At 58.2% G+C, this 14529-nt stretch carries 13 protein-coding genes; 5 read left to right on the top strand and 8 right to left on the bottom strand.

What is annotated here, in order from left to right; genetic code table 11:
• Positions 1 to 102: 102 nt before the first annotated feature.
• The 3 genes from JQ629_RS09285 to JQ629_RS09275 are packed head-to-tail and all read right to left on the bottom strand — an operon-like array spanning position 103 to position 3566.
• Positions 103 to 825 carry a GntR family transcriptional regulator gene (locus tag JQ629_RS09285; RefSeq protein WP_212412397.1) on the bottom strand — a complete coding sequence of 241 codons (723 nt, stop codon included), beginning with the start codon at positions 823 to 825 and terminating at the stop codon, positions 103 to 105.
• A 1-nt stretch (position 826) separates the two neighbouring features.
• Positions 827 to 2437: a GMC family oxidoreductase gene (locus JQ629_RS09280; protein ID WP_212412396.1), complete on the bottom strand. Its 1611-nt coding sequence runs from the start codon at positions 2435 to 2437 to the stop codon at positions 827 to 829.
• Between the two features lies 1 nt (position 2438).
• Positions 2439 to 3566 carry a mandelate racemase/muconate lactonizing enzyme family protein gene (locus JQ629_RS09275; protein ID WP_212412395.1) on the bottom strand — a complete coding sequence of 376 codons (1128 nt, stop codon included), beginning with the start codon at positions 3564 to 3566 and terminating at the stop codon, positions 2439 to 2441.
• A gap of 106 nt (positions 3567 to 3672) precedes the next feature.
• Between JQ629_RS09275 and JQ629_RS09270 the strand changes: the two genes are divergently transcribed.
• Genes JQ629_RS09270 through JQ629_RS09260 form a run of 3 tightly spaced genes read left to right on the top strand, consistent with a single transcriptional unit; the run spans position 3673 to position 6286 of the window.
• The gene (locus JQ629_RS09270; protein WP_212412394.1) at positions 3673 to 4443 is read left to right on the top strand and encodes an ABC transporter permease; all 771 of its coding nucleotides are present in this window, start codon (positions 3673 to 3675) and stop codon (positions 4441 to 4443) included.
• Entirely contained in the window at positions 4440 to 5264 is an 825-nt protein-coding gene (locus tag JQ629_RS09265) for an ABC transporter ATP-binding protein (protein WP_212412393.1), read from the top strand. Before JQ629_RS09270 ends, JQ629_RS09265 begins: the two co-directional genes overlap by 4 nt.
• A 26-nt stretch (positions 5265 to 5290) precedes the next feature.
• A complete protein-coding gene (locus JQ629_RS09260; protein ID WP_212412392.1) occupies positions 5291 to 6286 on the top strand; it encodes an ABC transporter substrate-binding protein in 996 nt (331 codons plus the stop codon).
• A gap of 1286 nt (positions 6287 to 7572) precedes the next feature.
• Here JQ629_RS09260 and JQ629_RS37020 read toward each other — a convergent pair.
• From JQ629_RS37020 to JQ629_RS09245, 3 genes are all read right to left on the bottom strand, one after another.
• Positions 7573 to 8172, bottom strand: coding sequence for a hypothetical protein (locus JQ629_RS37020; protein WP_249134920.1), 600 nt, complete (start codon positions 8170 to 8172; stop codon positions 7573 to 7575).
• A 147-nt stretch (positions 8173 to 8319) separates the two neighbouring features.
• Complete coding sequence (locus JQ629_RS09250) at positions 8320 to 8757, bottom strand: SgcJ/EcaC family oxidoreductase (protein WP_212412391.1); 438 nt, start codon at positions 8755 to 8757, stop codon at positions 8320 to 8322.
• 385 nt (positions 8758 to 9142) lie between these two features.
• Positions 9143 to 9871, bottom strand: a complete 729-nt coding sequence (locus JQ629_RS09245; RefSeq protein ID WP_212412390.1) for a thermonuclease family protein — start codon at positions 9869 to 9871, stop codon at positions 9143 to 9145.
• A gap of 639 nt (positions 9872 to 10510) precedes the next feature.
• On the opposite strand from JQ629_RS09245, the gene JQ629_RS09240 reads away from it, so the two are divergent.
• The gene (locus JQ629_RS09240) at positions 10511 to 10681 is read left to right on the top strand and encodes a hypothetical protein (protein ID WP_212039114.1); all 171 of its coding nucleotides are present in this window, start codon (positions 10511 to 10513) and stop codon (positions 10679 to 10681) included.
• A gap of 565 nt (positions 10682 to 11246) precedes the next feature.
• Here JQ629_RS09240 and JQ629_RS09235 read toward each other — a convergent pair.
• On the bottom strand, positions 11247 to 11957 hold the full coding sequence (locus tag JQ629_RS09235) for a Crp/Fnr family transcriptional regulator (RefSeq protein ID WP_212412389.1): 711 nt from the start codon (positions 11955 to 11957) through the stop codon (positions 11247 to 11249).
• Positions 11958 to 12217: 260 nt separating this feature from the next.
• Complete coding sequence (locus JQ629_RS09230) at positions 12218 to 13705, bottom strand: DUF1254 domain-containing protein (RefSeq protein ID WP_212412388.1); 1488 nt, start codon at positions 13703 to 13705, stop codon at positions 12218 to 12220.
• 281 nt (positions 13706 to 13986) lie between these two features.
• Here JQ629_RS09230 and JQ629_RS09225 point away from each other — a divergent pair, with 281 nt between their 5' ends.
• A complete protein-coding gene (locus JQ629_RS09225; RefSeq protein ID WP_212412387.1) occupies positions 13987 to 14496 on the top strand; it encodes a MarR family winged helix-turn-helix transcriptional regulator in 510 nt (169 codons plus the stop codon).
• Positions 14497 to 14529: the final 33 nt, after the last annotated feature.

Here is a 14529-nt window from a genome sequence, read left to right as displayed (position 1 = left end):
TATTGGCACCTAGCGGACATGGATGTTCGACCGAATGACCGCTTGGCGCGAGAAGCGGACCCTCGCTCAAAATCCGAAACGGTTCTTCCGATGAGGGAGCCTTCACGGCCGCAAATCCATGTCGATGCGGATAAAATCGCCGCGATAGGTGACCTCACCCAAATAAATCACTGTTCGGTCCGCGGTCGTAAACACCCGCCGGACCTCGGCAACGGGCGAATTCAAGGGCACCTGCAGCAACTTCGCGACTTCGAGATCGGCGGTGCCAATCGTCAGCGTCTGCCGGGCGCTGCTGATAGTCGGATCGCGCATATCCTTCAGGATCGGAATCACCGTCTCCTTGCGAAAGCGCCTTGGCGATTTCCGGAACACCTTCTCGTCGAGATAGATCGAGATCACGCAATAAGGCCGCTTATCTCGCGAATGCACGCGCCGCATGAAGACATAATTTGTCGCAGCCTTGCCGTCTTCGGGCAACAGCGGCGCATCGGTGCGGCTCTCCGAAATGTTGATGATTTCAGGCGAAGTGTCGCGGTAAACCTCCGCAAGGTCGGACAGAGTGGTTTCGACCTTGAGCCAGCGATCCTGCTTCAAGGTGCCGGTGATAAACGTGCCACGGCCCTGCCGGGCCTCGATAATGCCGTCACGAGCCAGCAGGTCGACTGCTTGGCGAATGGTAACGCGGGAGACGCCGAACTCGGCCGCCAGGTTCTCGTTCGCGGGCAACCGCAAGCCCTGCGCCCATATTCCCCGCGCGATACGCTGCCGGAAGATATCGGCAATCTGTGCATATTTTGGGACGTGACTGTCGGAAATCAGTTCCATCTCACGCTCTCCGGCTTGCGGATACGACATCATAAGCACCGCGCTCCCCGATCATCAGACTGGTGGCGTTGGTGTTGGCCGATGTGATCTGAGGCATCACGGATGCATCGATCACGCGCAGTCTCTCGACGCCGCGAACCCGCAATTGTGGATCGAGTACCGATGTCTCGTCGCCCCCCATCCGGCAGGTACCGACGCAGTGAAAAACCGTGCCGCCGGTCTTGCGCGCAAAATCCCACAGGCCGGCATCGCCACGCGTAGCTTCGCCCGGCACCATCTCGATGTCCCAGAGATCGCGGAACGATTTCTGCCGGTAAATGCTGCGCAGAATGTTCAGGCCGGCGACGATCGTCTTGCGGTCGATCTCCTCGGCAAAGTAATTTGGCTCGATGCGCGGCTGCTCGAAAGGATCGGTCGAACGGATCGCAAGCTGTCCTCGCGACTTGGCGTGACACTGCCAAACCGATGCCGTGAATCCGGAATAGAGGTGCAGAGGATCGCCGGGTTTGTCGACCGACAGCGGCATGACGTTGAACTGAACGTCAGGCCTCCCGCCTGCGGCGTATTCCGTGCAGGCAGCGCCGCCGACCTGCCCTGCGCCGACGGTCAGCGGGCCGCTGCCGGCGAACATCCATTGCAATCCCATCTTGGCAAGCTCCACGGGATTGCGCACCTGATCGTTCAGCGAGATGCGCTGCTGTAGTCGCACGATCAACCGCGCCTGATAGTGATCCTGCAGATTACGCCCGACTTCCGGGGAATCAGCGATGACGGGAATGGCGAACCCGCGCAACAAACCGGGCGGACCAATGCCTGACAATTGCAGTATTTGCGGCGACTGCAACGCGCCGGCTGACAAGATGACCTCACTGTCCGCGCTGGCGCTGAACGTCCGGCCATTCGCGACCCACTCGACACCGGTGGCAACGCTTCCGCGAAAACTAACTTTGCTGACCTGCGCACCGGTGATGACAGACAGATTTTTCCGATACGCGACCGGCTTCAGGAAGGCCGACGCCGAACTCGTCCGCCAATGCTTGCCGATGCCAAGCTGGTAGCTGCCGACGCCGTAGGTCGTCTCACCGTTGAAATCGGAATTGCGCGGCAGTCCAAACTCGACGCCGGCTTCGACCCAAGCCGCGGATGCAGCATTGTTGTTGCGCAGGTTCGAAACCTCAAACTCGCCGAGGCCGCCATGGTACTGGCTTTCGCCGCCCGAATAACGTTCGTAGCGCCGAAAGTACGGCAGCAGTTCGCGGTAGCTCCATCCCGACGCGCCGAGCCGATTCCAGTCATCGAAGTCCTCGTGCTGACCGCGGATAAAGATCAGGCCATTGATTGACGACGAACCGCCGAGCACGCGGCCGCGAGGCCAGACAATCGAGCGACCGCCGGTGGTCTCGTGCGGCTCGGTCTTGAACAGGCGGGAAAGACGTTCGTTGAAGATGGTCCGGTAGTAGCCGACCGGCAGTTTGAGCCAGAAATTCCGGTCCGAACCGCCGGCTTCCAGCAGAAGTACGCGACAGGAGGGGTCGGCTGACAGCCGGTTGGCAACGACGCAGCCGGCCGACCCAGCGCCGACGATGATGTAGTCGTAGCCTTGCGCCGTCATGTCAGGCCGTCCGGTACTGTTCGATTGAAGCGAGGTCCGGCTCGACGCCGAGGCCGGGATCGTCGCTCAAGGTGACCGCGCCGTCGCGGACATCGACGACGGGACCACAAAATCGATCGCGCAACGGGTTGTCGTTGGAGTCGACCTCGAGCAGGCCGTCCTCACCCACCCCTGCCAACAAATGCGCTGATGCCAGCAGGCCGATCCCACCGCCCAGATAATGCGGACAGAAGGTCTTGCCGGATTTGATGATATTGCGGGCGATGGCGCTGCACTCCGTCAGCCCACCCCATTTGGCGATATCGGGCTGTACCACACACAACGTATCGTCACTGATAGCCTGCTTGAAACCGTCACGGCTCGCGATGTTTTCGCCCGCGGCGAGCGGTACGCCCGCGCGCTTCCCTAAGGCTTGCCACTCCTGCCATGGCCGGTCGGCACGGATCGGCTCCTCCAGCCAGGCGAGATTGAACTCAGCCAATCCGGGCGCGATCTCCAGTGCCTGGTCGATCGACCAGCCCTGATTGGCATCGGCGGCCAGCATGCCGTTGCCGACGAGGTCGCGAAGCGATGCGAGGTTGGCGCGGTCGGCCGCCGGCTCGAAGCCGATCTTCAATTTCAGCGCGCGATGCCCGCGAGCCAACGCTGCTTCGGCCATTTGCCGCGACCCGGTCGGATTGATGCCGCTGGCATAGACCCTGATCGTTTGGCGGGCGCCGCCGAGGAGCTTCCATAGCGCTGTCTTTCGACGCCGTGCATGGAGATCCCATATGGCGAGGTCGATGCCCGCGATCGCCTGTGCGAATGGTCCAGGCTCCCCGCATTGCAGGGCGAGCACGCTTGTACCCTGTGTGAGTTTCTCGAACACCTGCGACGGCTCCCCGACTGCAAATCCCGAGACCGCGGGAGCCAACACCTCATTCACAAGTCGCGCGCGATGTTCGGCGCCGGTGGATGGAAAGTTCGACCACACCTCTCCCCAACCCGCATTTCCGTCGGCGTCTTCCACACGGACGAATACCGTCGGCCGGTCCAGCATTCGGCCGAACGAGGTGACGACCGGCGTCGACAGCGGATAGCGATAGCAGAAGGCCTGGACGCTACGGACTGTGAAGTTCGGCGATGTCATTTCAAGAACCCGGAGCGCGGCGCAACGTCGCCGCCTCTTGTATGGTCATCCTATTTATAATATGACCTTCCTCACATCAACCGCAATTGCAGCCGGAAGCGCCAAAATGAACGGAAGTGTCGCAAGACGCTTTTTACTTGGACTTGCGCCGTGGGTTGGCGCGATCTTGTTGTGGTACGCCGTGCGCTGGAGCGGATTCGTCAATGTTTCCCTGATCCCGTCGCCGCATCAGGTTGCGGCCAAGTTCGTCGAATTGCTGCTGCACGAAGGCCTGCTGTACGACGTCTTTGCTTCGACGCGGCGGGTGTTTCTCGGCGTCATGCTCGGCATCCTCGTCGCCGTTCCCGTAGGCTTCCTACTTGGCTGGTACAGGCCGGCGCGGACCTTCGCCGATCCGATGATCAACTTCTTTCGCGCGCTGCCGCCGATCGCGCTGATCCCGCTGGTGATCGTCTATTTCGGGGTCGACGAAATCGCCAAGCTGGTCATTCTGTTCTATGCCTCGTTCTTCGCCGGCGTGATCGTGATGTATGAAGGCGTCTCGCAAATCACCCCCCTCTACATCCGCGTCGCCCAAACGCTCGGCGCCGGTGAGCTCGAGATTTTTCGCAAGGTCATCATCCCGCTGACGGTACCGCATATCCTGACCGCACTCCGTGTCGCGTTGGGCGTGGCCTGGGCTACCCTGGTCGCTTCGGAACTGATCGCGGCCCAGCGCGGGCTCGGCGCCATGATCCAGAACGCCTCGACCTACTTCCTGCTCGACGTCATCTATGTCGGCATTATCTGCATCGGTTGCATTGCGCTGATTATGGATACGATCTTGCGGCGGATCAGCGCGCGACTGCTGGTATGGCAGGAAAGAGCTGTCGCATGAGCGGTCCAGTCAGCGCCAAACGCGCGCAGTTCGACCACGTCTCGCTGTCCTTCGATACGCCCAAGGGAAAACTGCGGGTGGTGGACGATGTCAGCTATGCCATCCACGACGGCGACTTCATCGCCGTGATCGGACCGTCTGGCTGCGGCAAGACCACGATGATGAGCATGCTCGCGGGATTTCAGAAGCCGACCACCGGCGAGGTGTTGTTTGATGGAAATCCCGTGAAGGGACCGGGTCCCGAACGCGGCGTGATTTTTCAAGAGTATGGCGTCTTCCCTTGGCTGACGGTCAAGGAAAACATCGCGTTTGGCCTCAAGCTCAAGGCTAATAATGTTCCGGCAAAGGAGCAGCACCAGATCTGCGAGCACTATCTCGCGCTGATGGGTCTGTCGGATTTCGCCAATTCCTATCCGAAGCACCTGTCGGGCGGCATGCGGCAACGGCTCGCGATCGCACGGGCCTACGCGGTCAAGCCGCAGTTTCTGCTGATGGACGAACCGTTCGGCGCCCTCGATGCCCAGACGCGTGGCAACATGCAGAACCTGCTGCTGAAGGTGCTCGCCGCGGAAGGCAAGACCGTCATGCTGATCACGCATTCGGTGGAAGAGGCGATCTACCTCGCCTCACGCATCGTGGTGGTGACGGCGCGACCAGCCCGCATCAAGCAAATCATCGACGTTCCCTTCGCCTATCCGCGCAATGAATCGCTGCAGGAACGTCCAGAATTCGGCGAACTGCGCAGCCATATTAGGGAACTCGTCATGAATGAATACCAGGCGCAGCAGGCGCAGATAATGCCGGCCTCGTTTTCGGAATAAACCAGAAAAAGCACAGGAGGAATGCCATGGATCGACGACAATTCCTAAACACTGCCGCGGGCCTCGCCCTCGGAGGGTTTGCAGCCTCCGCGCCCGCCATCGCGCAAGCCAAGACCAAGGTTCGCGTCGGCTACTTACACACCGTCGCGGTTGACGGACAGATCTGGACCGGCATGGACCGCGGCTCCTTCGAGAAGGAGGGCCTCAATCTCGAATTGCGGCAGTTCAATACCGGCCTCGAAATCTTCCAGGCCCTGATCGGAGGCAGCCTCGACGTGTTGGCAACGGGTGCGGTGCTTTCAAATTTTCCGGCACGCGGCCAAGGCAAAGTGTTCCTGATCAACGACATCGAGGTGGCGACTGCGCAACTCTGGGTACGATCTGACCAGGGCATCAAGTCGTTCGCGGACCTCAAAGGCAAGCGAATCGCAACGGCGACCGGCACCACGGCGCACGTGTTCCTGGACAAGGCCTTGCGCGCCAACAAAATCGACCCCAAGGAAGTCGAACTCGTCAATCAAACCATGCCTGCAGCGGTGACAGCATTCGTGTCGGGCGCCGTACCCGCGGTGGCGCTTTGGGTTCCTTTCAACGTAACGGCCCGCGACAAGGTCCCCGGCGCGATAAAGCTCGCCGATGCGTCTGCGTACTATCCGCAGGCCGCCATCATTGGCGGCTGGGCAGCAGCCAACGACTATTACGAACCGAACAAGGAAACTCTCGCTAAGTTGATCAGGGGCTGGGCCGACGCCAACGATTACATCATCGCGAACAGCAACGAAGCGATGGAGAAGCTGCAGAAGGGCCATTACAGCCAGACGCCGCTGGCCGACATCAACGAGTCCTTCAAGGCGCAGAAGATGTTCACTTCACGCGACTGGAAGCAGCTCTATTCGGACGGGACCGTCACCAACTGGCTACAGCAGACCACCGACTTCTTCATGGCGAACGCCAACATCAAGGACTTCACGCCAGCGAGCAAGTACTTCGATCCAAACCTATATCTGAAGACAATCGTCTGATTGAGACGGAAGTCGTTCAGGAGTGACGTTAGAATACCACCGGCGACGATGTCGGCTTCGCGCCAGAAGCGGCCGGTCGCAAATTGATCAATTGGGATGTCTTCTTTTCACTCAGAAGCGGACATCGCTCACCAGATTAGCCATGTCCGAAAGGTGCCAACATGCGACATGAAGAGACCGCCAACTGAGGCGGTCCTACTCATTACTCTTTGTGAAAAAATCGGACAAGCTTTCGGGTGCCCTGCCAGAGTCCTACGTCGTGGCCGTCAACTAGCCGCTGGGCCCACGCTATAGCTGAATCATCGTGCTCGCAGACCATCTCCACACGGCGTTGAATGTGGCCATCTGCTGCAAACATATAGGCGCGATACTCAGGCAGCTTACTCAGGGGCCTTCGTGCTTGGCGAAACAAGCCATTCCTGCATTTGCGCCGCCGCTTCCGCTTGTCGGGCACGGAGAATGAGATTGTCACGAGCAACCCCTGGCGGGGTGCCTTGGGCTTCTTTGCGCAGGCGCTCGGCTTGTTCGGCTAAGCGTTGATCGAGTGGGGCTGTTGGCTTGAAGCGTCGGCGCATTGCGCGGCTCCCTCATTGGAATGGGGCGGGAGCACTACCGAACTCACAGTCACCGCGAGATACCGTTGGTCGGAGCGGTGATGATCAAACCGTAAACCTATTTTCGTCCGCAGTATGTAGACTAGTGCACACATGGCCGCGATTTAATCCGCTGATAAAAGCGAAAAGGGGCCACCCCCTCGAGGCCGCCAACAGGAGCGGCCTTACAGCATCGTAAATGCGAGCGCACAGGCCACCAGCAATAAGGTGGTCGATGATGTAATCACGGCTAGATATTGGTCGGGATCAGTCATTTTTTGGCAACGCCGAAATTGGCAATGGGTTTCGCTAATCATCTATTTCGCGGAGCTTCTTTTCCAGCTCCGCAATCCGCTCATTGATCGCTTAAGAAAGTCTGCGTCAGTGGTCCGGCTCGCGAACTGCCGGTATCGCATAATCTGCATTTCGAGTTCCACGCGCTCGTTCCTTGAGTGCACCGCATACATTCCCCGGGGCCCTACTAAATACGACGTGAAGACGCTGGAAATGTTCAGATCGGATTTTAGAAAGCTTCGATTTTCTCCAGTGACGCCATTTCGCATAGCGAAATAGGACGGGGCGCCTGGGAAAAATCCGAGTTTATGATGGAAGGCACAAGGATCCAGGTGACGATCATGGCGGCGTGACTTCACGTCGGCCCAAGCGGCTCGCAGTGGCGTCAGCCTCGCTAAGTTAGTGATGGCTAGACACCATCGTAACAGTCCATCGCATCGGAGCGCTGGCCTTAACTTCCATGATTGCACGGACCATGCCGGTGACTGCCAGTCCATTCAGCACCAACGTCGCCTTTTCACCCCGGTATTGCGCGTAGCGGCAACGTCGAGCCTCTAATGCACTGGTGATTTCGATAGTTTGCATGCGGGCACCATGGTCGCGGTACGCGAAACAAATCCGCGACGATCCGGACCATATCAGGGAAGCGTTAATCAAATTCTCCCCGATCCCGCGCTGACAGCATCGCACAACCGGCACCAGCGACCCGCCGGGAACTTTATGTGCAGCGGCTATTTGACCTGATGGAGGAAAGTTCTGGCAAATTGGAACTCCCAAATGGTCATCGTCATATTTTGCTGCACGAACTGCGGTGCGGGCTATCAAGCCACGCAACGTAAGCAACTGGACCAAAGGTCGGGCAGCTTCAAATGTCAGGTTTGCGGAATTGAGGTTTACTCCTGGTCCGGCGAATATAGCTACGCCAATTGGACGGCCATTGAAGAACAAGGCGTTAGCTAAGATCGCAAATGACGTTGTTGCAGCTAGGCTGCTCGACATCGGTCCGGGTCATTCTCATTTGGCGGTGAGCGCCCACGTCCGATCCGCCCTGATCACCACTCCGGCCCGACTGGACCGTTTGGTGCCACATCCAGACATGCAGCCGTTCGTGCAAACAGATTGGGTTATCTATGCGGGCAGCATCCGCTAACGCTTGATCGGATTAAAGGCCTCAGCCTCTTCATCGATGAGTACGTTCGCGCCATGCGCGATGGCTAGACCTTCGCCCCGGGGGACCAGCACTAACGACATGCGATCCTTGCCGGGAGGTCTCATTTGCCCAGTTGGCCGTCGATAGCCGCCCATCGCCCAGCGAACGACCGCAACGAACGCGCCGCCGGGCAATGGCACAATGCTTTCAATCTCGTCGAGCTTACACGATCTGTCCTTGAACAGCAGGTCTTGGTAAAACTGATGCGCTCTCTGTACTTCTGCTTTTCCGCGCCAGTGCATCCCAACGACGTTGACCCAATGAACGTCATCGGTCGCTAATTGCCACATTGCTGTCATGTCCGAAGCATTCCAGGCGGCTTCCCACCTGCCCAGTACGGCTTTAACGCCTAACTCTGCGCTGTCGGCTGCCATCGGAATATCCTCCGTTTACGGCGACGATGGTTCCGCGAGGATGTTGCCATTGACCGAACCGTTCAGCCAATAGTATTTCAACATAGGCTACCGCAGCCCTGTTCTGCTCTGGGTCATTCGCGTCCGGTTTAGCTGCGTACCGACGACTTCCGCTCTACCCCCTTTAAACAGACATCGTTACCGTGCGTCGGGATGTCTCAAATGTGCCAAAACCGGAAGTCACCAGCCGCGCTCAATCGCTTCAGTGATAGAGAGCGGTGCCGGTAACACCGCCGCCAAGCGCTGTTGCGGACAAGTCCGTCGCTGATCCGGAGAGGGGCAGTCACGGCGCGTCGCCGACCTTCTTATACCATCTCGGAAGTTGGAACTTTGTCGAGCGCGCGGCTTATCGACAAGTTAGCGCCTTGCGAAATCCCTCCGCCGACGCATCTTCCTCCGAGCAAAACCACCGATTAACCCGCTTTACGCGTCCATAGCTCCCGCAGGCCGGCAGGTGATAAATGCCTTCATAGCCGATGGCCCGCAACGCCAGCTTGGCCTTGATCGGGCATCCCTGCGGCATCGCGGTGTCGACACGGAAGAGCTTATCGCGCGTCCGGTTCTGATGGGCAGGTTGACAACCGCGGCCAACAAGTCGTGCTCCACTGGGATTCCATCCTCGCAGGTCGCGCGGTTGTGCGAAACAGCTCTCCCACAGTCCGCGCCGGTTCTCACTTGCATCAGCTTCCTCGACCGCAAAACGACCCTTTGCGGAAGGCTCCAAACCGATAGCCCATCCTTCGCGAACCAGCCACCCATTGAGTGTCGTGGCCTCACCTTCGATCGAACAAATCCCCATCTGTCGGTGCTTGTAGATCGGGTCAGGCCCCTTGTCCTCGCAACTAACGGCACGGCTGCCAATATGCCCGCTCAATCGATCGCGCGCCTCAGCCCCGCACGGCCAGACGTCGCCGCGTCGGTCGAGGCACAACTGGTCAATCTCGGGAGCATCGATACCATCCAGCCGATAGATCGTCCGATCCAATTGAAGCGTATCGCCATTGGTCACGACAATTTCGGCCGCCACGCCTGGCCCGGCCATCGCCAACCAGAATGCAGCAATCAGCGTGCGCATGTGCGGTCCCGCCTTGGCGTTGGGTGATTATTACACAGCATCGAGGGACAAAACGGCTCACTTCCTGGCAGGAAGGAGGAGCTTAGCCGGATTGCTTCCGGAAAAATACCATGGACAACGATTGTCTGGACGTCCGTTCCGGGTCAAAGGCGTCGGTTTGACGGTCGGTCAGCCACTTCCGGTCTACCCCGGTTAACGGACATCGCCAGATCGGCTCGGCTCTTCAGCTTCGTGCCAACAGGCGACTTGGATCGCATCGACACGGGGATCACCGCCCGGCATAGTCCGCAACCCTACTTGCTCAAACAGTCCCCCAGGTCGTAAATTCAGGGATGACCGTTGACGGCGGGGGTAAATGACGACTCAGAGGGCACCCTACAAGACACGCCGGTGGACGGCTGAAGAGGACGACGCCTTGCGGTCTCTCGTTCACGCCGGAAGGGACGCGCGCTTGATCGGCAAAGAGCTGAAGCGGTCATTCATGGGCGTCCAAGCTCGGGTAAAGAAATTGAAACTCACTTTGGTCTCTGAGCAACGCAGGAATTACAGTGAGGGAAATTTGTGGCGATGGGCCGTCAGAACGAGCCCTTCTGAGCGCTTTAAGGCAGCGAAGGAATCTGTCTCGGTGAGTGTGAAGAAGTGACGGACGTCGAACTGTATCGCCACAATGCTGACGACTGCCGCCTACGATCCCTGCAAGCTCGCACGCCAGCTGATAAGGCGAATTGGCTCAAGATTGCCGAAGAGTGGCAAAAGCTGGCCGAGGAGGTGGATGCAGCCACCGCAAAACGCAACGGATCGAATGAATGAACCGGCTTCGTCGATTCTACGAAAAAGTTCCATATGGCCAATCGTCTACTCGCGTGGCTTACGCCACGAGCAAGGCGGCTTTGTCTAAATCGCTGCCCGCTGCTGAGTGGGTTGAAGATAACACCTTCAACGCAGGCGATGCTATTCTCGCCGATCCCGGGCTAAAGGACGTTTACAAGGAAGCTATAATAAAAGGTTGCGCGGAGAGAATATGACGTGGCGCGTTAACGCGCCACCGCTGTGCGGCTTATGTCGAATCGCGCTAGCGACGAATGTCATACGGCACCAAAACGGTCTCGCAAAATCGTCTCGCCGCTGTAGACGGCCATAATGTCTATGGCAGGGTGCCCGAAAGATCGCTACGTTCCCGCAGGAGCATTAGACCCTAACAGTGCCGACGAGGAGTAGTGCGCTTTCGTTTTCAGGCCGTCACGCTCTTTGCCGGGCGGTAGCGTTTTGGCTTGCTCTCTAAACCTTCGGGCCTGTTCTGCCAGTCGTTCTTCAAAGGAAACTTCGTGCTTGATGCAGCGTCGTTCTATGACGCAAGAGCCCGCGTAGCGGTGGGTCACGCACCGCGTTTCTCAGGGGTATCTGCTTCCCCATCCCTTTGTAGTTGGGGCTTTTCACGCAGGACCGCGTCCAACAACGAATTGTGAACCTCTATTTTTCCGTTGTAACTGATCAAGCCCAGCTTGCGGAACTTGTTCATGAAGAAACTCACGCGAGATCGCGTCGTGCCGATCATTTCGGCTAAGGTTTCTTGACTGATATTTGGGCTGATAGGTGTTGGGCTGCCTTCCTTGCCGAATCTCGCGAGCAGAAGCAGCAGCCGCGCAAGTCGTTTCTCATTCGAATTAAATAGTTGATCGATCAAATCGTCTTCAACCCGGCTGTTTCGGGTCAATAGATAAGCTACAAATAGCTCCGAAAATTTCGGTTCGTCATGCAGGACCGCAATCATTGCAGACTTTGATATCGAGGTGATTAGGCTTTCTTCCGTCGCGGTGCTCGTCGCGATCCGTATCGAATGGCCATTCATACACCCCTCGCCGAAGAATTGGCCAGGTTCTAAAATACCGACGACCGCTTCCTTGCCTTGGTCAGATAGCACGACAATTTTGACGCCGCCCTTTTGAAGGTAAAAAATCGTATCAGCGACTTCTCCTTGAGAGAAAATGATCTGATCCTTGCGATAAACCGATATCGTTTTTCCCGTCCCAACTTTGGCGAGAAACTCCAGAGGGTCAAACGAGTTGTTGGTGCGCTCAATTGCCATGTCGTGGCCTGTGGAGGGTGCGCGGCGCAGCGTTTATACGCCACCTCCATTTCAAATAGAACGGCAAAATGGAGCCAAACGGGGCCGAACAAGATAGAGGGAGTTGGGTCGAGGGGGGGCGGATCGCGACGTCCGCTATGGGTCATTTCGGAAGTCGGCGTTCCTATCGGCGATGTCTGCTGTGCCACCGTGAACGGACGTGGTCAGATGAGCGGCGGAGGTCCGAAAAGTGCCACGAAGAGACGTCCGCCCGAGTAGTGTTATTTCACGTTCTCGATGTCCGGCATCTTCCAACTTTTGTCGAAGACCGCCTTTTCAGGGCCATAGAATCGAAACCACGGGAACCAGCTCGTCCCCGCCGGTGTGAGAAGCCAGTTCGACTCCTGACCAGCGGACGCTTTCGGTCCAAAATAGATATCTACCGAGCCGTCGGTGTTCTTACGCAGCCCTTTGTCCAACGAGTCTAGAGTCGGGCGTGGCAAGTCGAGGAAGAGGGCCGAGGTTTCACTGTTATAAATGGTCACGGCCCAGAATTGGCTCACGGGAACGTTCGCGGGAACGTGCAGTCGATAATTGTTCTCGCCGCGCAGCGGCTGGCCGCTGTTGTCGAAGTTCGCGGCGAGGTAGAAGCTGCCTCCGCCGAGCTTCGCGGGAGGCAAGAAGAAGCCCGCAAACGCAGCGCCGCGCGTATCCACATCGAAATAGTTGGGGACCGCCCACTTGAATCCTGTCTTTGGACCAATCGCCGGGATCAGCAATTTCCACTGACTGCCCGGCCACCAGTCTGGACCGATCTGGGCCTGCTGTGCGAGGAGCCAAGCCTTAGCCTCTGCCGCTGCGGACTTCAACTGGGCCACGGTCGCGACATCAGGCTTGAACTCCTTGCCCTTCTCAATCCCGAGCGGCAAGAGCATACCCATCATTTGCAGGTCTTCGGGCTGCACAGGCTCCTCGTTCAAAATGCGAGCGAGACTGGCGTAAATGCTTTCGTCATAACGCACGAGGCCGTTATACATGGTGTCGGTCATGTCCACGAACCGTTGCGGAGGTGGGTTGGTGGCTTTTGCCAATGGGTAAACTTTGACCAGCTTCACCAGCGCGTTGCCCTTTTGCTCATCATCTGTCGAGTTGCTTGCCAGAATGGAGCGGATGCCCATGAAGGTGTTGTAGGTCTTGGAACGCACGGCGATATAGCCGGCAGGCACCTCGCCCGCGTGATCGGGAGGCAGAATTAAGAATTTGCCACCTTTGCCCTCGAAGCCGACATCAGTAAGCGGCACCTGCCAAGCATCACAAATGGTACCCAAGAAACTGGACCCGTTCGCTTCCGGCGGCAAGTCCAGAACGACCGGCCCATCGTCGTTTGTGTTGACGAAGACATAGAGGTAGCGAAGGCTCGTATTGGGAGTGAGCGACTGGTTCTTCCAGGTGCTCCCTTTTGGCCACCAAATTATGTCGCCGTTCTTTGCCTTGCCGTCCCGGTAGTAGGCCTGCCGCAGCGCGTCCAAGCCAATCATGGGCATGCCCCAGATCGCGGCATCGACAGCGCGGCGTTCCAGTGTTCGACGAGCGAGTTCTTCGGTGGAAAACTTCGGCGCGGTCTGCTGAGCGTTGGCTGGTGCGAATGCAACGACCAATGCAAAAGCCAGTACGGCGCCACAGAATTTGTGAGTGAGTGCTTTCATGGCGCTACTCTCACGACTGACTGCAAGCGTCGTATTGAACCAGATCAGCTTGGGAATGGCCATGCAAATACGGCCCGGGCGGGGAGTAGCCCCGAGTCCGCTTTGGGTCAAACTGAGACCTCAATCCGCCAGTGCGGCATGTCCGTTCTACCCCCAGGAGCAGACATTCCTCCGAACGGCAGCTTTGCGCCAGGAGCGGACCTTTCCGTCAGCTTTTGATGACCCAAAGCGGACACTCCGCGCTGGCAAGCGTTGTTCACACCTCCACATTCCGGCAACCCCTCCTTGACGCGAGATATAATCAAATATATGATGATAAAATATTTGATTATATAGAGCTCGACATGACACGCGCGCCCAGTCCCACCGAAAAACGGACACAAATTCCGGTGCGGCTCGCGCCGATGCCTCTGGCCCGGCGGTTTCAGCAGATTTGCACGACGGCGATGGCGGAGTCGCTTGAAGGCAACGAACTCACACCGCTTCAGTATGGGGTGCTCGCCTATGTGTGGGGGGAGCCCGACGTCGATCAGGTAGGACTTGCTTTGCGCGTTGGCATCGATCGCACCAACGCCGGACTACTCGTGGATCAGCTCGAAGCGAAAGGCCTGCTGGTTCGCCGCCTCAGTGAGACGGACCGACGCGTTCGCCAGCTGCGCTTGACGCCGCGTGGCGAGGCGCTTCACCAACACCTCGCGCCGATCGTGCGCCGCGGCCAGGACACACTCCTCTCGGGCTTAAGCGCTGCCGAGCGCGACTTTTTCATCCAAATGCTGATCCGCGTGATCAACGCGAACGAAGTGCTTGCCCGCCCTGGCACGGGCCGAAAGAAGAGATCACCAGTAGCCGTATGAGGATGCTCCCATGCTCTGTTGGCTTCGAAAAGT

This window comes from Bradyrhizobium sp. AUGA SZCCT0222, assembly GCF_018130205.1.
Lineage (GTDB): Bacteria > Pseudomonadota > Alphaproteobacteria > Rhizobiales > Xanthobacteraceae > Bradyrhizobium.
Note: the sequence above shows the minus strand (reverse complement) of the source record. Positions and strands in the feature narration are given on the sequence as shown.

Excerpts from the sequence above, each read along its gene's own strand:
- JQ629_RS09285 (WP_212412397.1), bottom strand. The coding sequence starts at position 825 with ATGGAACTGATTTCCGACAGTCACGTCCCAAAATATGCACAGATTGCC.
- JQ629_RS09280 (WP_212412396.1), bottom strand. The coding sequence starts at position 2,437 with ATGACGGCGCAAGGCTACGACTACATCATCGTCGGCGCTGGGTCGGCC.
- JQ629_RS09275 (WP_212412395.1), bottom strand. The coding sequence starts at position 3,566 with ATGACATCGCCGAACTTCACAGTCCGTAGCGTCCAGGCCTTCTGCTAT.
- JQ629_RS09270 (WP_212412394.1), top strand. The coding sequence starts at position 3,673 with ATGAACGGAAGTGTCGCAAGACGCTTTTTACTTGGACTTGCGCCGTGG.
- JQ629_RS09265 (WP_212412393.1), top strand. The coding sequence starts at position 4,440 with ATGAGCGGTCCAGTCAGCGCCAAACGCGCGCAGTTCGACCACGTCTCG.
- JQ629_RS09260 (WP_212412392.1), top strand. The coding sequence starts at position 5,291 with ATGGATCGACGACAATTCCTAAACACTGCCGCGGGCCTCGCCCTCGGA.
- JQ629_RS37020 (WP_249134920.1), bottom strand. The coding sequence starts at position 8,172 with ATGTCGAGCAGCCTAGCTGCAACAACGTCATTTGCGATCTTAGCTAAC.
- JQ629_RS09250 (WP_212412391.1), bottom strand. The coding sequence starts at position 8,757 with ATGGCAGCCGACAGCGCAGAGTTAGGCGTTAAAGCCGTACTGGGCAGG.
- JQ629_RS09245 (WP_212412390.1), bottom strand. The coding sequence starts at position 9,871 with ATGCGCACGCTGATTGCTGCATTCTGGTTGGCGATGGCCGGGCCAGGC.
- JQ629_RS09235 (WP_212412389.1), bottom strand. The coding sequence starts at position 11,957 with ATGGCAATTGAGCGCACCAACAACTCGTTTGACCCTCTGGAGTTTCTC.
- JQ629_RS09230 (WP_212412388.1), bottom strand. The coding sequence starts at position 13,705 with ATGGCCATTCCCAAGCTGATCTGGTTCAATACGACGCTTGCAGTCAGT.
- JQ629_RS09225 (WP_212412387.1), top strand. The coding sequence starts at position 13,987 with ATGACACGCGCGCCCAGTCCCACCGAAAAACGGACACAAATTCCGGTG.